The organism is Niabella pedocola, from assembly GCF_021044425.1.
GTDB lineage: Bacteria > Bacteroidota > Bacteroidia > Chitinophagales > Chitinophagaceae > Niabella > Niabella pedocola.
Genome location: NZ_JAJNEC010000004.1, coordinates 747,280 through 773,958, shown reverse-complemented (window position 1 = coordinate 773,958; position 26,679 = coordinate 747,280). Strand labels below are relative to the sequence as shown.

Annotated in this window: 23 protein-coding genes; 15 read left to right on the top strand and 8 right to left on the bottom strand. The window is 49.3% G+C overall.

Annotation, left to right across the window (positions count from 1 at the left end; all coding sequences use genetic code 11):
* Window positions 1–25: 25 nt before the first annotated feature.
* The 6 genes from LQ567_RS07100 (at window position 26) to LQ567_RS07075 (ending at window position 10,058) form a co-directional block, all read left to right on the top strand.
* Window positions 26–1,294 (top strand): DUF1735 domain-containing protein, encoded by a 1,269-nt coding sequence (locus tag LQ567_RS07100; RefSeq protein ID WP_231003599.1) that lies wholly within the window; start codon window positions 26–28, stop codon window positions 1,292–1,294.
* 143 nt (window positions 1,295–1,437) lie between these two features.
* On the top strand, window positions 1,438–2,592 hold the full coding sequence (locus LQ567_RS07095) for a cellulase family glycosylhydrolase (RefSeq protein WP_231003597.1): 1,155 nt from the start codon (window positions 1,438–1,440) through the stop codon (window positions 2,590–2,592).
* 304 nt (window positions 2,593–2,896) lie between these two features.
* Window positions 2,897–3,274 (top strand): hypothetical protein, encoded by a 378-nt coding sequence (locus LQ567_RS07090; protein ID WP_231003596.1) that lies wholly within the window; start codon window positions 2,897–2,899, stop codon window positions 3,272–3,274.
* A gap of 257 nt (window positions 3,275–3,531) precedes the next feature.
* Entirely contained in the window at window positions 3,532–7,896 is a 4,365-nt protein-coding gene (locus LQ567_RS07085; protein ID WP_231003594.1) for a CusA/CzcA family heavy metal efflux RND transporter, read from the top strand.
* Window positions 7,897–7,907: 11 nt separating this feature from the next.
* On the top strand, window positions 7,908–9,044 hold the full coding sequence (locus LQ567_RS07080; RefSeq protein ID WP_231003592.1) for an efflux RND transporter periplasmic adaptor subunit: 1,137 nt from the start codon (window positions 7,908–7,910) through the stop codon (window positions 9,042–9,044).
* A 774-nt stretch (window positions 9,045–9,818) separates the two neighbouring features.
* Window positions 9,819–10,058 carry a hypothetical protein gene (locus LQ567_RS07075; protein WP_231003591.1) on the top strand — a complete coding sequence of 80 codons (240 nt, stop codon included), beginning with the start codon at window positions 9,819–9,821 and terminating at the stop codon, window positions 10,056–10,058.
* 30 nt (window positions 10,059–10,088) lie between these two features.
* Here LQ567_RS07075 and LQ567_RS07070 read toward each other — a convergent pair whose 3' ends face one another.
* The 5 genes from LQ567_RS07070 to LQ567_RS07050 all read right to left on the bottom strand — a co-directional run bounded on the left by LQ567_RS07070 (window position 10,089) and on the right by LQ567_RS07050 (window position 13,014).
* The gene (locus tag LQ567_RS07070; protein ID WP_231003589.1) at window positions 10,089–10,394 is read right to left on the bottom strand and encodes a hypothetical protein; all 306 of its coding nucleotides are present in this window, start codon (window positions 10,392–10,394) and stop codon (window positions 10,089–10,091) included.
* A 329-nt stretch (window positions 10,395–10,723) separates the two neighbouring features.
* Window positions 10,724–11,191, bottom strand: coding sequence for an NUDIX hydrolase (locus LQ567_RS07065; RefSeq protein WP_231003587.1), 468 nt, complete (start codon window positions 11,189–11,191; stop codon window positions 10,724–10,726).
* Between the two features lie 64 nt (window positions 11,192–11,255).
* Window positions 11,256–11,702 (bottom strand): PA2169 family four-helix-bundle protein, encoded by a 447-nt coding sequence (locus LQ567_RS07060; RefSeq protein ID WP_231003586.1) that lies wholly within the window; start codon window positions 11,700–11,702, stop codon window positions 11,256–11,258.
* A gap of 242 nt (window positions 11,703–11,944) precedes the next feature.
* On the bottom strand, window positions 11,945–12,292 hold the full coding sequence (locus LQ567_RS07055) for a hypothetical protein (protein WP_231003583.1): 348 nt from the start codon (window positions 12,290–12,292) through the stop codon (window positions 11,945–11,947).
* A gap of 131 nt (window positions 12,293–12,423) precedes the next feature.
* Entirely contained in the window at window positions 12,424–13,014 is a 591-nt protein-coding gene (locus tag LQ567_RS07050; RefSeq protein WP_231003582.1) for a hypothetical protein, read from the bottom strand.
* Between the two features lie 349 nt (window positions 13,015–13,363).
* On the opposite strand from LQ567_RS07050, the gene LQ567_RS07045 reads away from it, so the two are divergent.
* On the top strand, window positions 13,364–15,136 hold the full coding sequence (locus tag LQ567_RS07045) for a helix-turn-helix domain-containing protein (protein ID WP_231003580.1): 1,773 nt from the start codon (window positions 13,364–13,366) through the stop codon (window positions 15,134–15,136).
* 9 nt (window positions 15,137–15,145) lie between these two features.
* On the opposite strand, the gene LQ567_RS07040 is transcribed toward LQ567_RS07045, so the two are convergent.
* Window positions 15,146–15,373, bottom strand: a complete 228-nt coding sequence (locus LQ567_RS07040) for a hypothetical protein (protein ID WP_231003578.1) — start codon at window positions 15,371–15,373, stop codon at window positions 15,146–15,148.
* An 830-nt stretch (window positions 15,374–16,203) separates the two neighbouring features.
* On the opposite strand from LQ567_RS07040, the gene LQ567_RS07035 reads away from it, so the two are divergent.
* The gene (locus tag LQ567_RS07035; protein WP_231003576.1) at window positions 16,204–17,892 is read left to right on the top strand and encodes a hypothetical protein; all 1,689 of its coding nucleotides are present in this window, start codon (window positions 16,204–16,206) and stop codon (window positions 17,890–17,892) included.
* A 393-nt stretch (window positions 17,893–18,285) separates the two neighbouring features.
* Complete coding sequence (locus tag LQ567_RS07030; protein ID WP_231003574.1) at window positions 18,286–18,807, top strand: response regulator; 522 nt, start codon at window positions 18,286–18,288, stop codon at window positions 18,805–18,807.
* A gap of 339 nt (window positions 18,808–19,146) precedes the next feature.
* Here the strand turns inward: LQ567_RS07030 and LQ567_RS07025 are convergent, their stop codons facing one another.
* On the bottom strand, window positions 19,147–19,302 hold the full coding sequence (locus tag LQ567_RS07025) for a hypothetical protein (RefSeq protein WP_231003572.1): 156 nt from the start codon (window positions 19,300–19,302) through the stop codon (window positions 19,147–19,149).
* 311 nt (window positions 19,303–19,613) lie between these two features.
* On the opposite strand from LQ567_RS07025, the gene LQ567_RS07020 reads away from it, so the two are divergent.
* The 5 genes from LQ567_RS07020 to LQ567_RS07000 all read left to right on the top strand — a co-directional run bounded on the left by LQ567_RS07020 (window position 19,614) and on the right by LQ567_RS07000 (window position 24,780).
* Window positions 19,614–21,185 carry a Na+/H+ antiporter gene (locus LQ567_RS07020; RefSeq protein WP_231003570.1) on the top strand — a complete coding sequence of 524 codons (1,572 nt, stop codon included), beginning with the start codon at window positions 19,614–19,616 and terminating at the stop codon, window positions 21,183–21,185.
* 413 nt (window positions 21,186–21,598) lie between these two features.
* Window positions 21,599–22,354 carry a helix-turn-helix domain-containing protein gene (locus tag LQ567_RS07015; RefSeq protein ID WP_231003569.1) on the top strand — a complete coding sequence of 252 codons (756 nt, stop codon included), beginning with the start codon at window positions 21,599–21,601 and terminating at the stop codon, window positions 22,352–22,354.
* A gap of 29 nt (window positions 22,355–22,383) precedes the next feature.
* Window positions 22,384–23,532: an FAD-dependent oxidoreductase gene (locus LQ567_RS07010; RefSeq protein WP_231003567.1), complete on the top strand. Its 1,149-nt coding sequence runs from the start codon at window positions 22,384–22,386 to the stop codon at window positions 23,530–23,532.
* A gap of 183 nt (window positions 23,533–23,715) precedes the next feature.
* On the top strand, window positions 23,716–24,432 hold the full coding sequence (locus tag LQ567_RS07005; RefSeq protein ID WP_231003565.1) for a 2OG-Fe(II) oxygenase: 717 nt from the start codon (window positions 23,716–23,718) through the stop codon (window positions 24,430–24,432).
* 78 nt (window positions 24,433–24,510) lie between these two features.
* Window positions 24,511–24,780, top strand: a complete 270-nt coding sequence (locus LQ567_RS07000) for an Ada metal-binding domain-containing protein (RefSeq protein ID WP_231003563.1) — start codon at window positions 24,511–24,513, stop codon at window positions 24,778–24,780.
* 209 nt (window positions 24,781–24,989) lie between these two features.
* Here LQ567_RS07000 and LQ567_RS06995 read toward each other — a convergent pair whose 3' ends face one another.
* Complete coding sequence (locus LQ567_RS06995; RefSeq protein ID WP_231003561.1) at window positions 24,990–25,235, bottom strand: hypothetical protein; 246 nt, start codon at window positions 25,233–25,235, stop codon at window positions 24,990–24,992.
* Between the two features lie 776 nt (window positions 25,236–26,011).
* Here LQ567_RS06995 and LQ567_RS06990 point away from each other — a divergent pair.
* Entirely contained in the window at window positions 26,012–26,191 is a 180-nt protein-coding gene (locus LQ567_RS06990) for a hypothetical protein (protein ID WP_231003559.1), read from the top strand.
* Window positions 26,192–26,679 lie beyond the last annotated feature (488 nt).

Here is a 26,679-nt window from a genome sequence, read left to right as displayed (position 1 = left end):
GCTTATTCGGTTAAAATCTTTTGCAATGCTGATCCTCGCAGGCCTGGGACTGGTTAGTGTTGTTTCATGTGCCAAGGAAACCTTTCCGGACGACGCGGATACCGGTATACTACAGGTGTATGACCGGTTGTACCTTACGGATGCGTTTGCAGCGGATTCTGTAAAAAAGAAGCTTTATATTTCCGCGTCGCCGGATACCACTTTTTATTATAGCATCAGCAAGGGCGGTACTACACCTTTTACAAAGGATCTGGACCTTACGGTTGAAGCCCTGTCCCAGGCAGATGTGGATGCTTATAATGTTCAGAATAAAACCGGCTATCTCCTGTTGCCACCGGAAAGTTACAGCATCAGCGGGCAGGCCGTTTTAAAAGCCGGTGAATCCGTTACCCCCCGGATGCCGCTTACGGTCCATACGCAAAAACTGACGCCCTATACGGATTATATCCTTCCGGTGGCCTTCGGTGTAACGGATACCACCGTAAAGGTGGATATGCAGAAAAACAGGTTGTATTATATCTTCCGGCTGGTGGGTTTTCCGCAGGGGGAACTGATTGGTAATATTCCTGCGCTCAAGGATCCCGGCACCATCCTGAATGATTATTATGGCGACCTGATGATGCGGGATGCCTCCGGTAATTTGTGGATGTATCCACTGGCCGGAAATGGGAATAAGACCCTGGGTAATCCTGTTAAAATGTATTCCGGCCTAACGCCCGATAAAGTGTTTGGCATTTGGTTCAGTGGCTTCGACCGGGTCGTATTTCTTACAGGAAATCTTTCGGGCGGATGGGCGGTTTACCGGATGAATGCCGGCGCGGCAACCCCGGATCAGGCACCGGTTGTAAGCGATCCGGTAAGAGTGATCACCGTACCCGAATCATGGGTGCGTACCTCCGGAGACCGGTGGTACATGGGCCCCAATCCAAGTATGTCGGTAGGACTGTTTACGAACACGGCAACCAACTGGAATCTTAATGCATACAATGGAACCGGTTTTGCCGGCGGAAGAGTGGTGCGTACGGATTTCGGTTATGATCACCGCGGACAGGCCGTTATCAGGGGTGCTATCTTAAGCAGTCATTCCTGGGGATTGCTGGCGTATCGCTTGGGGAATGTGGATATGCCCGCAAACGTGGCGCTGGCTTCCGTTACCAAGGTAGGAGATGGGTTCCTGGATAAATATATACGAATGTTTTCGATCAATCAAAACGACCTGATCTGTTATAAATCCAACGGCGATGTGATCCGCTACCGGAATTTCAATCTTGAAGAGTTTTACAAAGCAATGTAATCCTAACACCGGTTCGCCAAAAGCGAAAAATGAAACCACAACCATCCTATGGGACCGGCATATGGAATCGTGCATGCATGTGGTGAGAAGTAAGGGATTGAAACAACACGTGTACCGTGATACAAAATGGTTAAAAAAAGAGTATGAAAAAAAATGATTTATCCCGGTGTGGGAAAAGTACGTTAAGGGTGTTTTGGATGGTGGTACTGATGGCAGCCATATGGTTGCCGCATGCAACTGGCCAGCAGCAGGCGCGGGCCCGGTGGACTGAAAAGCAGGCTGCTTCCTGGTATGCACAACAGCGTTGGCTGGTAGGTGCCAATTTTTTGCCGAGTACGGCGATTAACCAATTGGAAATGTTCCGGCCGGAAAGTTTTGATACCGCAACCATCAGCCGCGAATTTGCATATGCACACTCCCTGGGGATGAATACGATGCGGGTATACCTGCATGATCTTTTATACCTGTATGACCGCGAAGGTTTTTTTAAACGGTTAGATATAGTACTGGGCCTTGCAGAAAAGCAGGGTATCAGACTGCTGCTCACCATTTTTGATTCCTGCTGGGATCCCTATCCCCGGTGGGGCACACAGCCGGCACCCCGCCCGCACGTACATAATTCCGGTTGGGTGCAGAGCCCGGGTGTGCAGGCATTAAAAGATACGGCTGGTTATGGCCGGTTGGAAACCTATGTAAAAGACCTCTTGCGCAGGTTTGGAAAAGACAAACGGGTCCTGGCCTGGGATGTTTGGAATGAACCGGATAACAGGAATATTCCTTCCTACGACCAATTGGAATTGCCTGATAAAACAGTCTATGTATTGCCCTTGTTGAAAAAGGTATTTGAATGGGCCCGTGCCGTTCATCCCTCACAGCCGCTGACCTCCGGTATATGGGCGGGCAGCAACTGGTCGGAGGCGCACCTGCGTCCCATTGATAAATTGCAGCTTGAGCAATCCGATATCATTACCTTTCATTCCTATGATCAGCCGGAATTGTTCGAAAAAAAGATCCGCTGGTTACAACGGTTCAACCGGCCCATCATTTGTACAGAATATATGGCAAGACCCAACGGCAGTACGTTCGAATCCTTTTTACCCATTGCAAAGAAATACAGGGTAGGGATGATCAATTGGGGATTTGTGGCCGGCAAATCGCAAACGATCTATGCCTGGGACAGCTGGACAAAAACATATGATGCGGAACCGGAGCTTTGGTTTCATGATATTTTCAGAACGGATGGCACACCTTACAGGAATGCAGAGGTGGATTTTATCCGGAAGATGACCGGGCATTGATCTGAACCATCACTTGTTCCGCAAAACCGGATAGACGCACCGGTTGCATCCGGATAAAGGAAATCATAAGCACATCGGGCAGCCGGAAGACTGTTTAAAATGCACCGGCATGCTTTCTTTTTTTGTACAGCAAAATGCATAAAGCATGAACGGGTAGTGGTTTTAAATAGATCTGTATTGATATCGCGTTCAGGAGCAGTTCAAAAGCTGCTAAAGCGCATGCATACCCGGGCTGAAAGGTTTCCAGGGATGAAAACGCTGATAATTATAGGCTATCTCCCTGCAAACTGCTAGTTTTGCCGCGATGAAAAGGAAACTGGCATACCTGGTTATTGGCTTAATGCTTTGCACCCATACCGAGTTCGGCCAGTTCTTCCGGGTTGCGTTCCTGGTGCAGCATTATTTTCAGCATGTGGAACGGGATCATTCCCTTTCCCTGGCCGGTTTCCTGGAAATGCATTACTGGGGTACCGATATTGCAGATAATGATCAGCAGGAAGACGAGCAACTGCCCTTTAAAAGTTTTACCATCAATCTCTACCAGGTGTTCCTGATCCCTGCCCGGTATTCGGGTCAAACACCAACACCGTTCCGTCCGTCGCGGATCTTCTTTCTTCCGAGGAATTCCGATTTGCCGAAGGGCTATCTACATGCGTTGCTAAAGCCTCCCAGGTACGCATAACCGTTTCTGCGACTGTATCAAAAAACTTCCTGGTATCTGTTTCCCCGTTTTTACAGGGATCATATGTTCTTGTACCAGGGGGCATGGCTAAAAGCGTTGCTTCATCAGCCGGTAGGCGTTGTTGTAACGGGTAAGACATTTTCACCCGGAGGATGTTTATGAAAACGACCCCCGGAAAAGATACAGTCCTGCCTTGATTGGTTTGCTGCCGCTTCTGTTGCGGCGGTTGTTTATCTATTTTTATAATCGAATCATTTATGCTGAATAAGATTATCAGCTTTTCCATAAGGAACAAGCTGATCATTGGCCTTTTCGTACTGGCGCTGGCTGGCTGGGGTGGGTACGAAGTAACAAGGCTGCCGATTGATGCAGTTCCTGATATTACCGATAACCAGGTGCAGGTGATCACCGTGTCGCCCTCGCTGGGGGCGCCGGATGTAGAACGCCTCATCACGTTTCCGGTAGAGCAGGCCTGCAGTAATATTTCGGGTCTCAAACAGATCCGCAGTTTTTCACGTTTCGGACTTTCACTGGTAACCATTGTATTTACCGATGAAACCGACCTGTACTGGGCCCGCCAGCAGGTGAATGAGCGCCTGCAACAGGTTACCAGGGATCTTCCGCAGGGCATTGACGCGCCTGAACTGGCACCGGTATCTACAGGCCTTGGCGAAATTTACCAGTACGTGGTACGTCCGAAGCCGGGGTATGAAAATAAATATGATGTACGTGAGTTGCGCACCCTGCAGGATTGGGTGGTGCGCCGCCAGTTGCTGGGAACACCCGGTGTGGCCGAAGTATCCAGCTTCGGCGGTCAGCTGAAACAATATGAAATCGCCGTATCGCCGGCAAGGTTAAAGGCCGGCAATATCACCCTTACGGAACTCTTCGACGCGCTGGAGCGGAATAATGAAAACACCGGCGGCGCCTATATTGAAAAAGGCCCCACGGTACTCTATATCCGCAGTGAAGGATTAACCACCAGTCTGGAAGATATTCAGAAAATCGTGGTACGGCAGTTACCCGGTGGTGTTCCGCTGCTGATGCGCGATATTGCCGATGTGCGGCTGGGGTCGGCCATCCGCTATGGGGCCATGACCTATAACGATCAGGGGGAAGTGGCCGGGGCAGTGGTGCTGATGCTGAAGGGGGAGAATGCATCCGTAGTAGTAAAAAGCGTTAAACAAAAAATTGCGGAAATTCAGAAAATGCTTCCGGAAGGGGTGGTGGTGGAACCCTTTTTAGACCGTACCAAGATGGTGAATAATGCCATTGAAACGGTGGAGCAAAATCTGCTTGAAGGTGCGCTGATCGTGGTTTTTGTGCTGGTGTTTTTCCTGGGCAACCTCAGGGCGGGGCTGATCGTTTCTTCCGTGATCCCGCTGTCGATGTTGTTTGCGATCATTTTGATGAACCTGTTTGGTATTGGTGGCAACCTGATGAGCCTGGGTGCTATCGACTTCGGGCTCATTGTAGACGGATCGGTGATTGTGGTGGAAGCCATCCTGCACCGTTTTCAGCATGCGCATCATTTCAGAAAGGTAGACCGGATCAGTCAAAGCCAGATGGATGCGGAAGTACAGCAGTCAACCGGCAGCACAATCAATTCGGCCGTGTTCAGCCAGATCATTATATTGATCGTTTATTTCCCGATCCTGTCCTTACAGGGGATCGAAGGGAAAATGTTCAAACCGATGGCCTGGACCATTGCGTTTGCCATTTTGGGCGCCTTTGTATTATCGATCACCTATGTTCCGATGATGAATGCGCTGTTGCTGAAAAAGAAACTCAGTCACCGGAAAACACTGGCAGACCGGATGACCATCTGGCTCGAACGACGGTATCAGCCGGTACTTGCACGGGTAATGCGGTTTCCCAAAACCATCATTGCTGCTACCCTGGCGCTGTTTGCAACTGCTGTTTTCCTGTTGATGCGGTTGGGCGGCGAATTTATCCCGCAGATCGAAGAGGGCGATTTTGCAGTAGAAACCCGCTTGCTTACCGGCAGCAATCTGAATAACACTATTAAATATACCCAGCAGGCATCTTCGATATTGCTTCAAAAGTTTCCCGAGGTTACCAAAGTGGTCACCAAGATCGGCAGTGCCGAAATACCCACCGATCCCATGCCCTTTGAGGCGGGTGATATGATGGTGATCCTGAAGCCCAAAAAAGAATGGACATCAGCCCGTACCTTCCCGGAGCTGGCGGAGCGGATGACCGGGGAACTAAAGGCGGTGCCAGGGATTACCGTAGGTTTCCAGTTTCCCGTTCAGATGCGTTTTAATGAGCTGATGACCGGTGCGCGGCAGGATGTGGTGTGTAAAATATTCGGCGATAATCTGGACTCACTGAGTGCTTATGCACACCGGCTGAACGGTATCATTCAAACCGTACCGGGCGCGATCAATGTGTATGAAGAAACGGTTACCGGCATGCCCCAGGTGGTGATCCGGTACAACCGGGATGCAATGGCAAAGTTTGGCCTGAACGTACAGGATGTAAACCGGGCGGTGAACACCGGGTTTGCGGGTCAGGCCGCCGGGAAGGTTTTTGAAGGGGAACGCCGTTTTGATTTGGTGGTGCGGCTAAACAATGAATCGCGGCAGCATTTAAGCGATGTGCGCAATTTGCTGGTGCCCACACCCGATGGCCAGCAGATACCCATTTCGCAGGTAGCTTCCATTGAAGAGGTGGAAGGTGTAAACCAGATACAGCGCGAAGATACCCGTCGGAGGATCGTGATCGGTTTTAATGTAAGCGAACGGGATGTACAGTCCATAGTAACCGAACTGCAGCAAAAGGTAGCAACACAGCTGCACCTGCCGGCAGATTATAAACTGGTATATGGCGGCTCTTTCGAAAACATGAATGCGGCAAAGGAACGGCTCAGCATTGTGGTGCCGGTAGCATTGCTGCTGATCTTCCTGTTGTTATATTTTGCTTTTGGATCGGTAAAACAAGGGCTGTTGATTTATACGGCCATTCCGTTGTCGGCGATAGGCGGGGTATTAGCCCTGTGGATCCGCGACCTGCCTTTCAGCATTTCCGCAGGGGTTGGTTTTATCGCCCTTTTTGGTGTGGCAGTTTTGAACGGCATATTATTGGTGTCCGAATTTAACCGGCTGAAAAAACTCGGCTGGAAGGATGAGCGGCGCATCGTAATCCATGCCACCAAATCTAAATTGCGCGCCGTATTGATGACGGCCCTGGTGCCCTCCCTGGGCTTTATACCCATGGCCGTTAGTACCGGTGCGGGTGGAGCCGTGCAAAAGCCGCTGGCAACGGTTGTGATTGGCGGACTGATCGTTTCTACCTTGCTTACACTTTTTGTATTGCCCATATTCTATATTCTTTTTGAGAGAGGCTTTAAATATTTTAAGCGGCGCAGCCCTGCAGTGGCCGCCCTGGTGCTATGCTGCACGGCCGGCATCACGGCAACAGCGCAAACACCGGTTACCCTGCAGCAGGCAACCGCCCTGTTGCAAAAGAATCACCCAGGCTTACAGGCTTCAGCCTTTCATGAACGGTACCGCCGGCAACTGGTGGCTTCCGGCTTTGATCCTGAAAAAGCGGCGGTTACCGCCGAATATGGCCAGCTGAACAGCGTGCTTGGCGACACGCGTTTCGCCATCAGTCAGACCATCCAGTTTCCTGCTGTTTATGCAAGACAAAAAGCCGTACTGCAGGCGGATGCTGAACTAAGCAAGGCCGAAACCATCAGCCGGCAAACCGATCTCCGGGCAGAGCTGAAGCAATTGTTTTACGGTTTGCTGGTGCTTAAGGAAAAGGAAAAGCTGCTGCGTTATGCGGACAGCATTTATGCGCGGGTGGCAGAAAAAGCCCGCAACCGGTTAAAGGCCGGGGCGGCAGACCGGCTGGAGTCCAGTGCTGCAGAAAACCAACGGTTGCAGGTAGACGCGCAGTTGCAGGCACTGCTCGCAGACCGGCAGATGAGCACCAACAGGCTGCGTTATCTTACCCAGGCTGCGTCGGACCTGGATCCGGTGGCAGACAGTTTGATTTATGCGCCGGCTCCGGAGGCGGTTGCTGCAACTGGCCACCAAAGCCCGCAATTGCTGTTGCAACAGGCGGCTCTAAGCCAAAGCCAGGCGGCCGGTAAACTGGAATCGGGTAAGCTGCTTCCTTCCATTAGCCTGGGCTATGCCAACAGTTCGATGCGCGGATGGCAAACCCTGCCCGATAGCCGGGATGTGCTCTATGGACCATCCCGCCGCTTCAGTACGGTTTCCGTTGGTGTAGGCCTCCCGCTTTTTTGGGGAGCCGGTACCGCAAGGGTGCGGGCCGCTAAAACACTGGTGGAAGCACAGCAACTGGAACTAAAGAACCTGGAGGCCCGGCTGGCTACGGAACTGCACAATGCCCGCACGGCTTACCAGCAGCGGCACCGCCTGATCATCCGTTATCAGCAATCGCTGTTGCCCAATGCGGCAATCATCATTCAAACAGCCTCCCATCAGCTGGATGCCGGTGAAATCAGCCTGCTGGATTGGGTCATCCTCGTCAATCAGTCGCTCGATATCCGGGCACAATACATTCACACGATTCAGCAACTCAATGAAACATCGTTTGAAATTGAGCGGCTGCAAGGCAACAATTAAAAAGAATCATCATGAGAAGGATCCTATATTTTTTTGCAGCGGCTGCTTTGTTTTGCAGCTGTAAAGGTACATCAGAGAACGGGCAAAAGCCCGCTGATTCAACGGCTGCGGCCATTACAGAAACACAGGTTACGCTTAGCCGTGTGCAATACCGGCATGCCGGTATCGAAGTTGGAAAACCGGAGCAGCAACTCCTGCACCGCACGCTTTCTGTTACCGGCACCATCGATGTTCCGCCGGAGCATGTTCATGCCGTTAGCTTTCCGATGGGCGGGTATATCCGGTCGGCTAAACTGATACCAGGTATGCACCTGGTTAAAGGACAGCTGATGGCACAATTGGAAGACCAGGCGTTTATCCAATTGCAGCAAGACTATCTTATGGCCAGGGCTAAGCTGACCTTTGATAAAGCCGATTTTGAGCGGCAGCAAACATTGAGCGAAACGCAGTCGAACAGCGAGCGGGTGCACCAGCAGGCTGTTGCGCAGTTTGAGAGCCAGCAAATACTGGTAAGGGCCCTCGCGGAGAAACTGCGGCTGATCGGCATCAACCCGGACCGGCTTACCGGTGCGTCCATTTCAAGAACTGTAAACATCTATGCACCCATTAGCGGGTATATTTCGAAAGTGAATATCACACAGGGTAAATACATCGCGCCTACGGATGTGTTGTTCGAGATCGTGGACCCGTCGCGCCTGCATGCAGATTTTATTGTTTTTGAAAATGATGCGGCAGACCTCAGGGTAGGACAGCAGCTGAGCTTTGCGGCCGCCGCCGCTCCGGACCGCCGTTTTAATGCCCGCATCGAATATATTACGCACAACATCAATGAAAGCCGGGCGGTGGAAGTGCATTGCGACCTGGAACGGCCGGCACCTGAATTACTTCCTGGAAATTTTATTTCAGGGGAGATCCGGTTAGAGGGCCGCAAGGCACTTGCAATACCGGATGAGGGTGTTGTAAAATGGCAGGGGAAGCATTATATATTTATGGCGGTTGATTCCCATACATTCCGGCTGCAGCCGGTAACGGCCGGTATTTCCATGGGTGGGTTTACCGAAATTAAAGACACCGTTCCGGCGCAATCGGTTGTAACGAAGAACGCATATGTGTTACTAACCATGCTCAAAAATAAAGCAGAGGATTAGCATAGAGCGGATGCAATCTGCATTGCACCGCATGCATTTTTATAACGGCGGGTAAAGAGATCATTCCGTTTACGGATCTCTTTACCCGCCGTTATGCTTGCTGCGCGATGCTGCTCCGCCAATGGTACCATTCCCGCGCTCAGGCAGGAATGGTTATCGTTGCCTCAACCACAGCGAAGAGGTCTCTGCGGAACGTTCCTGCAAAAAAGCGTGGAAGATTATTTGTGGATGATTAGGCATGAGGTTTTTCCGACCGCGCTCGAACGACGGGATACTTGTTGTTAGGAGATGTTGTTGAACCCATACCCATCAATGCGCATTTTTTAAGTACTCAGGAGGAATGCGTAAACGCATCGTATGCCGTCAGCATATCGCCTTGCTTAAAATGGAGGGTAATGCGTTTTTGCGCATATCCCGGCTGCATTTGCGGTTTTCAGCAGCATAGGTGTACTGCTGCATCTACGAGCCGGGTGGTAATGCAGCCAATTGCCGCCTTTTTTACGCCGGGCCGGATACAGAAAGGATATACGAACACCGCAGCCAGGATATAGCCAGGATACAGAAACGATATACAAAGGATATACAAACGATACAGAAAGGATACAGAAAACATGCGTTTCGAGGTCAGGAGGGATCAGGAGGGATCAGGAGGGATCAGGAGGGATCAGGAGGGATCAGAAGGGGTCAGAAGGGATCAAAAAAAGAAACCGGTACTTAAATATCCCAACTTTATGCAGGCAATATCCATTGATTCAGTTTCAAAAATTAAAAACAATGAAAAGCGTAACCAGGATGATTTTTAGCAATAGGACAGACAGCAAGCCTGGCCTTGCTATAGCCAACCACCGGGAGGGGAAGCGGGGGCGCAAACAGTTCGTAACGCACAACGCCGTTATGGAACAGGAAACGGTTCGTTACGGTCTGCCGTGCTTTGCTGCCGTTGGGCAGTTGAAGCCGGTAGCGGGGGCATCCGCCGCGCCGGACCTCCGTTTGACCGGCCATGCACGGGGTTAACAGGTATGGCCTTAAGACCGGTTACTGAATTTAACTCCGGACTTGTCTTTTTGAAAGGGCTAAAAGCAGGGGTACACCTGCCAGATAGGTGAGCAGGCCAAAGGGAATAAAGACTACCGCTCCGGTGGCACACTGGATGTTTTTATCGGACATACCTTCCATCGAAAGCAGGAAGGCGAAATAGGTAACGAGCAGTCCTGCGGCAATAAAAAGTACGCCTAAAAGGATCTTTAAACCAGTGGAAAATCCGTTTGGCCTTTTGCCGTACCGGAGGATGCAAAACAGGACGACGATTGGCAGCAATATCAAAAGCGCCGGCAGTATCAGTATTTTCATAGGTTGCAGATAAAGAATGAATGGCGTAGTAACGCATGTAAAGGATTGTTGCCGCACGGTGTTTGAACGGATTGGTAAGACCGGGGTATTGCTGATTTCATAACAATTGTTTTTTGGCGGATGGTATAAAGTTACAGAAATAGCATAGGAATCAACAGCGCTCTATACGGTAAAATAGCTGATGAACTTGACACCTCTCATTACGGTGATCGCGCTTGCATTAACCCGGACAGCGCTCCGGTTCGTTTGGGAAACTACCCCATCGGCTGATTGTTTTTTGTAATGGGATTTCATGAAACCGGACAGGTTAACGTACATTTTTTAAGCACTCACTCCGGTTTGTCTCGAACTAGCTCCGTGGTTTCAATGATCAGCGCCACCTGTGCCGGATTGATCCGTAGTTTGGCTTCTTCCGGTTCAAACCAGGCCCATTGATCCACCTCCGGAACTTCAATCATCCTGCCCGATTTGGGCGGCCACTCGAGGGGAAAGGAGTTGCTGTGTAAAGCGGCAGGATCGATATCTCCCGAAACGGCCCAGGCAAATACCGTTTTTCCACCTTTTTGTTTGATGGGTGTTAAGGGTACAAAAGTACCGTTGACAGGTTGCCCGGTTTCTTCTTCAAATTCGATCCGGGCCCGCGTAAGCGGTGCTTCATCCGCCAACAGTTCCCCTTTGGGAATGGACCAGGCGCCTGCATCCTTGTGCTTCCAGAAAGGCCCCCCGGGATGCACGAGGAAAAAGTACAGATCCTGTCCGTCTTTTTTATACAATAAAATACCTGCACTTGTTTTCATCTGATCCGGGTGGTTAAATGCTGCGTAAAAAGGCATGGTAGCCGTGTGCCAAAGGTATCGTTTTTCAGGAGTCCCGCAACCGCTTCACCTGGGCATGGGCTTTTTGTAATTGCTTGTTTTGTGTTTTGATCAGTTCGAAGATTTCCGGAAACAGGCCGGGTTGGTTCAACGCACTTTCATAGGCCTTTTTTACAGCATCTTCCATTGCCTCACAGCTGTTCAGGATCGTTTGCCGTTCATCGCCCGTAAAAAAGGCCTTGATGTCCATCCAGGCCCGGTAAATTTTTCCCATAGGGGTACTGCCGCCCGGCACCGGCAGCTCCATTTTTTCAAGGGCGGTAGCCAGCTCCGTCATAAAGGCCTTGCTGTCTTCAATATACTGTTGAAACAAAATACGGAGATCGTTGTCTTCTGCATCGGGTAACTCCTCAATTGCCCGCTGGTATCCCGCAACCCGGTCGGCATGAATACGGGAGATATCATTGAGCACTTCACCATCTAAAGGAATCATAACGTATGTGTTTAGTTAGGGGTATTTTAAAGACCGGAACATCGGGCGCGATCCCCGTCCATTTTATGCTACCAAGATCAGGCCAATTCGGCGATTACGGGTGTTTGAGTGGTTTTCTTTAAAGTGGCGGCTGTCATATGCCCCGGTTGATCGCAACCGCAGCCTTTGGTGGCAATAGCGCCTCAATAATTTGCGGATATAGATCCGCTGCCGGGAAGATCGGTTGGTAATTCCAAAAGCGATCAGGTTGAGATCTGCCCCTGGATAAGTTGTAATAACACAAGGAAGATTGTGATGGCCAGGAGCAACAAGCCATTTCTTTTTTGTTTTTTAAAAGCCGCCCGGGCAGTGACCAGGAAAACCAAAAGGAAAACAAATCCCCAGATAAGCTGCGTCGTTGCATACAACGCCGCTGTCTTATAATAATAAGGGGCGGGGCCTTCACCGCCAAACGGATATCCGCTGTATTGCCGGCGTATTTTTACGTTATAAAATTCGTTTGTGTGCAAAGCGGTCATCGCACCGCTGATAAGCAGGGTTATGAAAACGGCGAGGTTAAAAAAAAGCCAGGTGCTGATTTTATTTAACATCCACAAATATACCCTGGTTGTTTGTAAAACGGTGCGGTTACAAAACGGATGGTAACCGTATCATTGAATTGAAGAAGTGCGGCGGCAGTTCCGGTAAATCCTTTGCCGGCTGGCGTATTCCCAAGCGGGGCTCAGGCGCCGGCAATGATGGCGGTGTCCGGTTCTTTATTGATGGCAGCTTTGATGATATAGACCTGGTCAATGCCTGCTGCTACCTGGTGGCGGAGTTCGATCCAGCCCAGGTAGGTTTTCCCATCCCGCAGCACCTTTACGGCCAGGTAAAGGGGCGCGGCACCAAGGAACTGGCCATCGCGTTCCTGCCGGTCTGCAAAATGTTCGGTTTCTGTCAGTATCCCTCTTGAGTTTGACCAGTAACGCATGCTGCCTGTTTCCAGCTGCAAATGAATGGCCGCGCCGCGGGTAAAGGAGCAGGCCTGGAGGGTGATCGCCTGCTGGTGGGCATGCTCCGTAAGCGGATCTACGTAAATAAAGGTATAACGGTGCTCCGGTTCCTGAACCTGCTGGCCCTTAAAGGCAAAATCCTGGATGCCGTCTCCGTCGATATCCAGCTTAAAAGACGGCTCACCATCTTTAATGAGCACCGGCCGCTCTGTAAAATCGGTATAGGTGATGCGTGCGGTAGGTATGTTGTTTTTTTCGGGATGCTTCCTGCATGCAAACAGCAGCATGCATAGTACCGGCAGTATTGTTTTTAAATGCATAAATGTTACAGGTGTTTTTTAAACGCTTCGTATAAAAATAACGGGTTGCCGTTGTTATTGGTTATCCGCCAGTATGAATAAGCCAATTGCTGTAATGAAGTGGGGGTTTGAGCGGTTGAATTGTGCCTGCTGTGGTCATAAGTGCCTGCGGCATTTGCCCTGGACAAAGGATGATCCGATATAGCTGTAAAACAAATCGCGTCGAATATGTTGCCCCGGCGGATCCAGGCGCGTATACGGATGCGTATAAAACATTTGGCTGGCTGTATTTGAAAATTATATGTTTTGTGAATTTTATTCGATAACATTGGGGAGATTTTTATTCGTACAAACAAAATGATCACTGCGGATGAACAGTGCAGACTACCGTGAAGAGGGGTGTCCTGAATATTTGCTACCGGGGCAAAGAAACAGGAATGGTGTTTTTGACCGGGCTGGCGGAAACGCCGGTCAGATAAATCTTTATTCAAAGGCCCGGAGGAGGAACGATGGGTATAGCCGTGGGTTGTTTTGCTGCTTCTTTTTAATGCTGGTGCTCTGCCGGAATGTTCAGGCCCAGGATTCGAGCGCTTTTGATAAAGTTTATGATGAAATTTCAAAGGAAATAGCCCCAAAAAATCTGCCTGCGGCACTGGCTGCTGCAGATTCGTTGCACAAGGCCTCACACAAAGTCCTGTTTCGCATCCGCAGTATGATGCTGATCGCAAGACTGTATCAGCAAAAGGAAGATATTGAAAAATCTATTGAGTACGCGCAAAAGCTGGAAAAGCTGGCCGGGGAAACGGGTAACTATGCCTGGCAGGCAAGGGCAAACGGATACCTGGCAGGTTTATACCGTATGACGGAACTCTATAACAAAGCTCGCGAATATTCGGAGAAGGCCCTGGAAATTATTCCTAAAATTGCGGACCCTGAACAAGCCAACAACACCAGGGGGTTAATGCTGCAGGAGCTGGCTTTTAGCAATATGGATGGGGAGCACAACCGGAAGGCAATTGAATACCTGAAAGCGGCGGAAGGAAGTTTTAATAAATTAAAAGCGAAGAGAGATTTTTTGCTCCGAAATAATGAGCGCCTCCTGGGCGATAACTACCGTACCCTGAAGAGCTATGACACCGCGCTAATACATTATAACCGGGCGGAAGCGCTGAGCGCCGGAATACCGGATGATTATATAACCGGATTGCTGTATAAAGGCATGGCAGAAACGGAACTGGAGAATGGAAACCTGCCGCGTGTGAAGCATTACCTGGATAAGGCGGAGCAGGTAGCCGATGCCTCGCAGTATTTACAGATAAAGGAGGCGATTTATGCGCTCTCAAAAAAATACTACGCGAAGATAAAAGACTCGGAAAAACTGGCTGCCGCCCGTGAAAAAAAAGATTCGGTAACCGGCGAGCTCCTGGATAAAAGAGCGGAACTGTTGGACAAAACCTATAGCCGGCTGGAACAAAGGAGCATAAAGGCGGAGCAGGCCGGTAATATAAAAACAGGGATGATCCTGGCAGCCGTATTGCTGCTGATTTCGGGTGCTGCCTTTTTTGTATGGTACCATCGGAAAAAGCACTTGCAACTGGCGCAGTTTGAAACCATCCTGGAGCAATTGCGTAAAAAAGAAAACGGGCCGGCAGTACAGGAAACAAGTCCGGTTGTGGAGGAACATAGGAAACCCATGGTGCAGGAACCGGCCGCCGTGCTGCCGCCTGTTACGGAAAACCCGAAGCATCGTCTGAACACCCTGGAAAAAAGGATCATGCCCGAGGAAACCGAGCGGAGACTGTTAAAGGGGTTGGAGGATTTTCAGCAATCGGATCTGTTCCTTGATAGTGAACTTTCCTTTTCTTCGCTGGCCACCCGGTTGAACACGAATACCAAGTACCTGTCTTATTTAATAAAGGTGCATAAAAAGACTGATTTTACCAGCTACATCAATGAACTCCGGGTAAACTATATCGTTGAAAAATTGAAAAACAACCCGGAATGGAGGCATTACAAGATCAGCGCACTTGCGGTCACCGCAGGGTTCTCTTCCCACAGCCAGTTTGCGGCTGTATTTAAAACGTTTACGGGGTTAACGCCTTCTGTTTTTGTGAAATACCTCGAGAAGCTGCAGGAGCAATAGTAACCGCTTTTATTGCGTTTGGGCATGTATATAAAACCGTACGGGTGCATGATTCAATAAATCCCCATCAGATCGGGCATCACCGGTTGCCTGTGTTAACCGGCGCATCTTTGCCGGTGATAAGCGAATGCCTTTATAAAAACAGACAATCTCTTTACTCGCTTCTTTATAATTACCGATATACATCATTGGTAGGCCGGTAAAATCCTGCACCATTCCGATGGATAAAAGATTCATGCGGCTTTTAAATGATATTAAGACTCTTTCTTTTTAAATAAGTGTGTGTATCCGGGGAACAGTTTGAAAAGGTTGATTATTGTATTGTGAATTTCTGGTTTTTATAAAATGCTTACTATTAATAAATTGTGTTTTTGTGATTTGACAGTTCTGCCGGATTTCCGGAATTTTAGTAGCCTTTTTTTTGTTTACAACCGGTTGCCCGGATAGTTTCGCACCTGCGCCCGGTCATTGATCACCTGCTATTACTTCAAACGCCCTTTAGTAAAGTTTGAAATCTCCGCAGTTGCCATAAATCAGTTGTACCATAATCCTTTGGCGGAGCACGGACATTGCCACAGTGTTCACGCGGCGTTCCTGGAGGATGGATCTTTTATTTTGTATCACATGAAGCCTGAATTATGCTTATGAGCACTTTTTTTAAGAGCAATAGTTCATTTCTGGCAGTATTGCTGTTGCTGTTGTCCGGAACGCTCACCGCTAGTGTCCAAAAAAACCAGGTATGCGGTTTCGACAATTTTTATAAGCGACAGCTCAAAACCCCGGGGTCGCAACCAAAATACAAACTGCAAATTTTAAGATCGGGAATGTGCAACGATCGCTGGACGCCATCCGGCTGCTCCGGGGCAACCGGGATGTAATGCCCGGCCCCGGAGCAGGAATATAAAGGCTAAACGCAAACTGGATATACATGGAACAATTGCCGGGAATAACGTTCATTTATTTTTGGTTGCCTTTGAAGCAACCGGCTGGCCAAATATGCTGCATTGATCGCATATGGTATACTGATGCCTCTATTTTAAACCTCTAAAGTAAATTTTATGAAGCTTATGAACTGTTTTTTTACACTGCTTATTGTTTTATTCTTTAACACACCTTTATACAGCCAGTATGGACCCGGTGATGATCCTGACGGAGACGGGATTGTCAACTCCATAGATCAGGATGACGATAACGATGGCATCCTGGATGTGAATGAGTGCAACAAATCCAACTTTTTCTGGTCGGGCGCGCCCGTCATCAGTAACCCGGGCGGTGGTCCGTATACGGCTACCGGAACCATTAACGGGATCGGATATGCCTATACTTCTTCATCGCCTATTGGTGCTACAGGGGCATTGTTTTCCGCCGGAACTTTTCCCTCAAGTTATGGCGTGCCCAGCGTAAATCCTACGATCCAGAATACCCAGGTAACCAATAATACCCTCAGCTTTGCCAGCCCGATGACCAACCCGGTGCTGGTATTCGCATCGATCGGAAATGGGAATACTGCTGTTCCGATCCAGTTCGACAACGATATCCAGATTGAGTGGTCAAAAGGAGTAACGCTGGATAATTCCAGGCAGATCACCGGAAGGGAAGGATATGCCATTGTACGGCTTATGGGAACATTCAGCAGTGTATCCTTTAAATACCTTGCAGCTGAGTTCTATTGCAATTTTGTATTTGGGGCCGATTTCCAGGACTGCGGCGATACCGATGGAGATGGGATCCTTAATAAGTTTGATACAGACAGCGATAACGATGGTTGTCCGGATGCCATTGAAGGCACCGCCAGTTTTACCACGGCCAATCTTAATGTCAGCCTCCGGCTGACCGGTGGCGTGGATGCGAACGGCGTGCCCCTGGTTGCGGGAGCAACCGGCCAGCTGCCCGGTACGGCTTATGTTGCCGGTGTGAATGCCTGCGACCCGGTTGCTTACCCGGTTACAAAAACGGTTACGGGCGCACCTGTAGCCACCAACCTGACCGACAAACCATTGGAGGGGAGCAGTAATACGGAAACCGGTGGCACCCAGGTTAACTGGAAGGGGCGTAGCGCCACCATTACCAGCCTGCCCACCAACGGCTTTATACTTACGTATGGCGGGCATGTAATTACGGTAGATGATATGGACGCCGGCGGGTATGTGATTGCAAACTACGACCCCGCGCTGCTGTCCATCGCGCCGGGACCCGGTACTCCGGGAGGCACTACAACAACCAGCTTCAGGTATGCCGTTAACGGAACATCCGTAAGAAGTGCCGATGCTACCTATACCGTTACGTTTTCCCAGGCCCTGCCGGCAACATTCGGACTGGTTAGTGCAGTGTTTAAAAATAATGAACTGGTAGTGAACTGGACCACCGAAACCGAAACCGATAATGATCATTTTGACATTGAGGCATCTGCTGATGGCAATACCTTTACTACGATCGGAACGGTTAAAACCCTGGCCGAAAACGGAACAGCTGTACAGGCCCTGCATTACCGGTTCAGCAAAGAGCGGCCAGGCGAACTGGCAGCGGTACTGGGTATCGGATTGCTGGCGATGGGTGGTTTGGGTGCATGCGTCAACCGCAAGCGCCGGGTATCCTGTATCCTCACCGTATTGTTGGGCGGAGCGCTTTTTTATTCGGGATGTACAAAAAATGAAACACTGAGCGCTGCTGACGGTAAGCTGTATATACGGGTAGTTCAGGTAAATAAAGACGGTGCGAAGGCTTTTTCTAAAGTGGTGGCGGTCGTTCCGGAATAAAAATTTTTCGTCGTGCAATTTTCAGTTTAAAGAGGGCGCATCAGCGCCCCTTTTTTTGTGATGAGCACGGAAGCTGACAAATTTCCGGAATTTTTGTAGGCCCTTTTTTGGCCGGCAATCGGGTTGCGCATAGTTTTGTTTCCAAACCAATCATCTGGTATCGGCGATTATATCGCTTTTGAAAAATACAGGTACGATTTTTGCTTCGTAATCCGGTGTAACGCTCAAAGGGGAGTGCATTGTTCACAGGTAGGTTTTTGGATCATACAGTCCGGTAGCCACTTTTTCCGCCGCTCCCATTCTTGCCCCTAATCCAGAAGTTTAAAATGCATGCGATAAAATATCGCATCTTAATGGTTATGCTTAGGTTATAACCCTATAAGTTTTGTAAAAATGGATATACAAAAGGGACAGGAAGTATCAGAACCGGTATCACGGGACAAAAACAGAGAGGCTGATTTTTACGTGCAAAATCCGTCATTCGAAGATGGAGCCCGTCTTTCAGACAGTGGTCTGCGTTCATCAAAAAAGATCACGATTGCAATTGCTGATGACAGTGCCGTTCAGCACAAGATCTGGGGATTACTGATCAACCGGAATGCGGCCCTCGAGTTGGTATGCCTGGCGTACAACGGGCAGGACCTGATCCGCCAGATCGAAACCTCCTCGATGCTTCCGGATATCTGTATTCTGGATCTGGAAATGCCGGTTATGAATGGACTGTCTACGGCAAAACGTTTATCCAAGCGGTTTCCGACGATCAAGGTCTTTGGCTACACCTCCAGTGAGGATGAGCATATGAAAAGGGAAATGCTGAAGAGCAATGTGGTTGCTGTTTTCTCAAAAACAGAAAACAGGAACCTGCTACATACGATCCAGTCCATTAAGGACTCCGGAAACTACCGGACTGCCTGAAAGTCCTGTCTTTACAGGTGATACCTGTATTAAAACAAGCGATCCGGAATCAATCCTTTAGCCATCAGACGGAGATGGCATACATCAGCATGGTGATAGACGGAAATGCCCTGATCCTATATTTCCGGCTCGGGTAAAATAATTAATATAACGCGCTCCGGTGATAACAATAAATACTTTAATGGAATAGCTCCGCTGTGATGGCTCAAAAAACAGATCGTTGGCGGGGCAGGGGGATAAAAAAATAAGAGGGAATACCATGATCTGGAAAGATCTTGCAGCCCTCTTAAGCCCTCTAAACCGTGATAAAAGTAGTTCGGATTCCGTACCCGTTTGAATTTATTCGATGAAATGCCCGCAATTATCGCCATATTGCCCGAAAATGAAGCCGAAGCCCTGGCCGTGCAGCATCTTGCCGGTACCTGCCACAGCACGCTCCGGGAATTTGGGGTGATGCATCCGCAGGTTTGCTGCACACCGGCTGGTGATGGGCATTCCGATTTATTGGTTAGTTTTGGAAAAACGAGATTATGGATATGGTCTATCTGCTTGCCCCTTCTTTTTCTTATTTTGCCTGGTCCACGATATGCCTGGTTGTACTTGCGGCTGCGGGTTTCGCGATCTATAAATTTTTGAGGCGATAAGGGCAGGGCTGTTGCCTCATCCATACCGCATTGCCTTAACAACTGGCTGCCGGAAAGATTCCGGATCCCGGAAAACATAGTGGGTGCATTGCCTGCCTGCCGCCGGCAGTGAAAAAAAGGGTTCCTTGTGTTCGTTTCCCTGGTTTTTTGTAGATTCAGTGCATGTTACATCAGTTTCCTTTTTACCTGCTGCTGGTTTTGTTCATCATGTTGCTCATTATGCTGGCAAAGCGTATCCGTGTAGCCTATCCGATCGTATTGGTGCTGGGCGGTTTGCTCCTGAGCCTGATTCCGGCCATCCCGGTGGTAGAGATCAACCCTGAATTGATTTTCCTGATTTTCCTGCCTCCGCTGTTGTATGAGGCAGCCTGGCAAACCTCCTGGAAAGAGTTCTGGCGGTTCCGGCGCATCATCAGCAGTTTTGCATTCCTGATCGTGCTGCTCACCTCATTGGTAGTGGCCTGGGTGGCCAGTAGTTTTATCCCCGGCTTCAGCCTGGCGCTGGGCTTTTTACTGGGCGGCATTGTATCGCCTCCCGATGCGGTGAGTGCGTCTGCGATCATGAAATCGGTAAAAGTACCCAAGGCGCTGGAAGCGATCGTTGAAGGGGAAAGCCTTTTAAACGATGCCTCCAGTTTGATCGTATTCCGTTTTGCACTGATAGCCGTGGAAACCGGTCATTTTATATTCCGGGATGCTGCGTTCAGCTTTTTTGGGGTGATACTGGGCGGCATTGCAATGGGTCTGGCTGTTGCCCTGGTATTTTACCTGATGCACCGCTGGCTGCCTACGGATGTCAACATCGACCTGGTATTTACCCTGTTAGCACCGTATGCGATGTACCTGGCGGCAGAGTCGATACACGTATCAGGCGTACTGGCGGTTGTGAGCGGCGGTTTATTCCTGTCTACGCACCAGCACCGGATCATGAACAGCAGCAGCCGGCTGCGGGTTACCAGTGTTTGGTCTGCCCTGGGATTTGTGCTAAACGGACTGGTGTTTATGCTGATCGGACTGGCATTGCCGGCAATTTCCAGCGGGCTTGGTACGGTGAGCATGAAGGAGGCGATCGGCTATGGGGTGCTGATCACTGTTGTATTAATTGTAGGGCGTTTGTTGTCGGCATACGGGGCCATTGCCTTTACCATTTTTATCAGCCGGTATATTACCACGGCCGGGGCGCCCCGGAACTGGAAGGGGCCGTTTATCTTCGGCTGGTCTGGCATGCGTGGTGTGGTGTCGCTGGCAGCGGCGCTGTCCATACCGGTGATGATCACGGGAACGGATATTCCTTTTCCCCAACGGAACCTGATTCTCTTTATTACCTTTATCGTTATATTGCTTACACTGGTGGTTCAGGGATTAACCATGCCCTGGTTTATAAAACTGTTGCAGCTGGAGGATCCGGACCATCATCCTACACACGAAGCCGAACATAAAATGCTCAGTCGGAAACTGGCCGATCAAAGCTTGGAATACCTCCGGCAGCATTATGCCGTTGAATTAGATACACAACCGGCCCTGCAGAAAATAGCCCAGGCCTGGAAGCAAAAAAAGGAACTCAGCGGCAATGAACAACTGAATATGGTTTGCCGGAATGTATACCTGGAAATGCTGGATAAGCAGCGTGACTGGCTGCATGAATGGAATAAGGATCTGAAGACAGATGAGGAAGTGATCCGGCGTCAGCTTATGCAGCTGGACCTGGAGGAAGAGAAACTGAAATTGTCTTAGCTGCGTAGGCTGTGATGCATGCGTTGCGCTGTTTCCGGAAACGTTGTTTCAGCCTGCCTGGAATGGTGCAGTCTGTCGGGTACGCATCAATCGGGATTGGTTCGCTATAGTGCCGGCCCGTTCATCAGCAACGCAGTGGGTGCATACCCGGAATGTTTCTTAAAAGCATAGGAAAAATGCGAAAGGTGCTCAACGATAACCTGATAACAAATATCGATGGGCTTTTTTTCTTCTTGTTAAACAAAACTACATCACCGTATGCCCCGGCATTTTATTGAAAAGGTCTATTTTGCTTTGTTTAAAAGACTAGTATGTTGTTGAATAATCGCATTCCGGTGTTTCTTTGAATTTTTACATTTGTATGCCGGTCCGATAATGCCGGGCGCATTTCTATGGTCAATTATTAAAAACCCGTGAATAAAGATGTAGCATACGAATGGATCGCGCCGGATCCATCACTCGCCGATTTTGTAGAAGGCTTTTGGCGCTTGGAAAACAGGTCCGGTGCTGCGAAGGATGTGGTCATTTTGCCCGATGGCCGGATTGATTGCATTCTTGCGCAGTCCATAACAGCCCCCTTTCACATGACCTTATTGGGAATTGGTACCCTGCCCGATAAAGTGATGATTGCAGCCGGCATAAAAATGTGCGCCATCAGTTTCAAACTGCCGGCGGCGGAATATGTTTTTCATCAGTCTGTTTCCCCGCTGCTGAATACGGCGGCTTTTTTGCCCGCGGGCTTCTGGGGCTTTAATGCAGCAGACCTGGAGGATCTGGAACAATTTTGTAAAAAGGCCACAGAAAAAATCCGGTCGGCATTGCCGCCCCAGATGGATAACAGGAAGCTGGAGCTTTTCCAGCAGATCTATCGGACCAAAGGGGCTGTTTCCGTAAAAGCGATTTCGGAAAGCGTGTTCTGGAGCAGCCGGCAGATCAACCGTTATTTTCAGCAGCAATTTGGACTCTCATTAAAAGCATACTGCAGTATCCTCCGGTTCCGGGCGTCCTTTCAGCACCTCAAGGCAGGTAAATTGTTTCCGGAGGAAAACTTTGCAGATCAGTCGCATTTTATCAGGGAAGTAAAAAAGCGCTCCGGTGTACTGCCAAAGGAACTGAGCCGGAACCAAAACGACCGATTTATACAATTTACAACGCTTGGTACTGAATAATTTTACGCCATAAAATAAAAGTATCCGGTATGTTATTTCTAAATAAAAAAATCGCCATAGTAGGCGGTGGTCCCGGGGGGCTTACCCTTGCCCGGCTTTTACAACTGCAGGGCGCGGATGTACAGGTGTTTGAACGGGATGTAAATGAAGCCGTCCGCGCGCAGGGGGCAACACTTGATCTGCATGAGGAGTCGGGCCTGGAAGCACTTCGGCGCGCTGGTTTGATTGAAGCGTTCTATGCGCATTATCGCCCGGACGCTGGTAAGGTAAGGATACTGGATGAACAGGCGGAGATTTATTCAGACGATCATGCTACCGGAACGGGGTATACGGATAGTCGCCCCGAAATAGACCGGGCGCCCTTGCGCAACCTGCTGCTGCAGGCACTGCAACCCGGGACCGTTGTATGGGATCGGCATTTTGTTTCGATGGAGGACGAAAAGGATGGCTGGCGATTGCATTTCAAAAACGGAACCACCGTATATGCAGACCTCGTAATCGGTGCCGACGGTGCCCACTCAAAGATCCGTTCCTACATTACAGGAATTGCGCCCATCTACTCCGGCGTAACCATTGTGGAAGGCCAGGTATACCACGCTGCGCAACATGCACCCAATCTTTGGGCCCTGGTAAGGGGCGGAAAGATCTTTGCTTTCGGCAATGAACAATCGCTGATCCTTAGCGCAAAAGGGGAGGGTAGTTTGTCTTTTTACACCGGCTGTAAGGTGCCCGAAACCTGGGTGCAGGAATGCGGTGTTGACTTTAGTGACCATACACAGGTCTTCAGCTGGTTCAAAACGGCCTACGGCTCGTGGAATAAGGTTTGGCTGGAGCTGTTTACAAACGGTGATGCGGGGTTCATACCAAGACCGCAGTATCATTTTCCGTTGGATCAGCATTGGAACGCCCGGCCCAATCTTACCATGCTGGGGGACGCCGCGCACCGGATGCCTCCCTATGCGGGGGAAGGGGTGAATATGGCAATGCAGGACGCTTTTGAACTGTCTGGTTGTATAACCGGTTCCAATTTTGTAAGTCTTCAGGAGGCCATTGCCCATTATGAAAACGGCATGCTGAAAAGGGCTTCAGAAGTTACCCGGTTTACGCTGGCCAATACGGAAATGCTGCATGCAAAGGACGCGCTGGAACAAATGGTGGCAATGATGAGCGGGCAATAAGCATAAGGGCCGGGAAACCGGCCTGCTGCCATATTCACAGCGCAGGCTTGCTGACCACTGCGTTAACGATATAGGAGCGTATTGCGTCAATGACCGGTGTTACACGGTTTCCGGTTCCTTCAAAAGCGCAAGTTCCGGGTTTTATACTTTTTACTGCCATGCGATCTTTACCGCATGAACAGCATGATGGAACATATAAAAAAGCGATTGGCCGCACAAGACTGGCCGTCGATAACTGCAACATTGCACGACAACGGATTTGCGGTGGTGAACGATGTATTAACAAAAGAAGCATGTGCGGCGCTGATAGCAGGCTATGAAACGGAGGCTGCTTACCGCAAAACGATCCAAATGGAACGCTATCGCTTTGGCCGGGGAGAATATAAGTATTTTCAATACCCGCTGCCGGACTTGATTACCGCTTTCCGGGAGCGGGTATATACTGAAATCGTACCGGTGGCCAATCGATGGATGCAGGAGCTGGCGATGGATACACGGTTCCCGGCCACCCATCCGGAAATGAAAGCACTTTGCCGGGAACAGGGCCAGGAGCAACCCACCGTTCTCATTTTAAAGTATGGAGCGGGCGGCTTTAATACCCTGCACCAGGATCTGTATGGAGCTGTTTATTTTCCCATGCAGCTGGTATTGATGTTAAACCGTTCCGGTGCCGATTATACCGGCGGTGAATTTGTGATCACCGAACAGATACCCCGGGCACAATCCAAGGCAAACGTGTTACAGCCGGATCAGGGAGCGATGATCATTTTTACGACCAACTTCCGCCCGGTAAAAGGAAGCAAGGGATATTACCGGGTAAATATGAAGCATGGGGTGAGCCCGCTGCACAGCGGCAGCCGGTACAGCCTTGGAATCATTTTTCATGACGGACTAAGCTGAGTGTGAACCGGCCAGCGACACGGCCTTGCTGGAAGCAGGTCGTACCGGCGGGCCTGCTCAATTAATCAAAAACAGCGCATGTGGTATCATAAGGATTTGGGAAGGAATGCAGCGGAGCGGGGCGTACAGACCCGGTTGCTGATCCGTAAAGGTTATATCCGGCTGGGAGGGTATCAAAAAGCGCGGATCTACGGGCTGCTGAGCTGCTCATCGGGTAAGAAAATGAAAGTAGCGAACCGGGTCTTTTTTGGGGATGAAGCCGAGGCATTGGCTGCCGGGTACCGGCCCTGCGGCCGCTGCCTCCCGGAGCAATATAAGACGTGGAAGGCGGCGCAGGCAATGCAATGATTGCGCTCCGCAACCATTCTGCTGCGTTCTTACTTCCGGATAAATTTGTGTGCAGCTGCTAAAGCGAAAAGATTACCGTCGTTTCGGCCGTAGCGGAGAAATCTTTACGTACTGTGCTTGTCAGACAAAGATTGAAAAATGTTCAAATCATATGCACCAAAGCCCTGACAACAAACCAATCGCGCCCCTAAACCGGAATGAATATATATTTATACCGACTGTAATTTATTAAGTACTGCTACGATCTGTGCTACCAGCACCGGGTCAATTTGCGGATGGCCATCGGCGTTTTCGTTCAGTACGCGAAACTCCTGCTCGTCGTCCCGTTCAAAGGTTAACTCATACCCGTTCACTACTACATAAAACTTGTAAGAATAGGCAAATGTCACAAGCCGGCCCTTCAACAGCAATTCCTCACCTTTGTACTGCACCGGTAATTCAAAAAAATGCTCCATATCAGATAATCGGCTGCAAAATTCCGGATTTTTTAGTTGATATCTATCAGGAATTTACGTTTCAATGTAAAAAATTATCTAAAAATTGCGTTCACGGCACAATAATCAATTTGCACCGGCGTTTATAAAGTACAAGATTTAATTTAATGGAATATTAAAATAAGATAATTAATTTTCTCATAAGCAGTTAGTTTTGGTTGCGACCCCTGTTTCCACAGGGGTCTATTTTTTTTATGAGCGAAAGGGTGCTGCTTTATTAACCTGCGTCAATTGCCGGAAGCCATAACCTGAACATATGGCCGATTGTATGCAGGCATGCGATTCTAGGGCGTATGTAAAAAACAATAGGTATGAATCGCATTAAAACAGGACAATGGTATTGATCAGGAAACGGCAATGCTTTTATTTTTCTCTTGATACAACTGCTCTGGTTTAAAATAATGTATCACTCTCTTTTTCAGATAGGATGCTGCCATGCAAGTGCCGGTATGGTAAAAAGTGCTCGTTTTGTAGATGTATTTCTACATGATTACGGTTTGCAATACACCCTGTATGGAAAACGATTGTATGGGATTACGATTCCCGGGCGTGCCGGGCGCTTGTGCCGGCTGCATTCGGTCAACGCTGGAGTGCTCTACAGGCCGCTTTGTTTCGGCGGCTTTTTTGCCGGCTGCTGATCGGTCAATGTGGATTGATCTGAGTATCGGTATTACGCAAAAGCTGGCCGGTATTTTGTGTTCATACAGGAATAGTATTGTTATTAAAAATAAATGTATATGGCAAAAAAAAAGACTGAAGAAAAGCCGGCCATTAAGCCGGATCCGGAAACCCTGCATAAAACAGACCCCCAGGAAGAAATGAGGGGACCGGTATCAACGCCTACCCGCGGACTGGAAAAGATATTTGATGTATCGGAGTCTCAGGAACCGGAAAAGAAAAAAAAGAAGGACTCGTAACGGTGGCCGTTACTTCATTCAAAGCAAACTGCTTATTGATGAATAAAAAAAAGAGGGGAATACGTTGGTCTGGAAAGATTACGCAACCCACTCTTAGCCCTCTAAACCATAACAAAAATAGCAAGCGTGAATCGTATTGTTCCATTGTTATCAGGGTATTCGATGAATGACCGTTTTCCTTAGTCCAGACGAGAACTAACGTCGCTGAAAATGCCCTTCAGTTCTTGCAAAAAACCGGATATAAATGGTTTGCAATAACAACGGCCACTTTTGTACGATGTCGCAGGAGTTCGGGATTTGATTTTCGGGAATCCTGCTGAAGCAATTTCTTTACCTTACTTTCTCCCAACGTCTTCCTGGAAGGGGCGTTGGGAAAAGAGCATAGCCACCCGAACAATGCCGGCGTCTACCGCAACGTGAACAATCAGCGAGGAACGAACAAACCGCTTTCTCCCGGCATCTCCTGGAAGGGACGTTGGAAGCAGCAC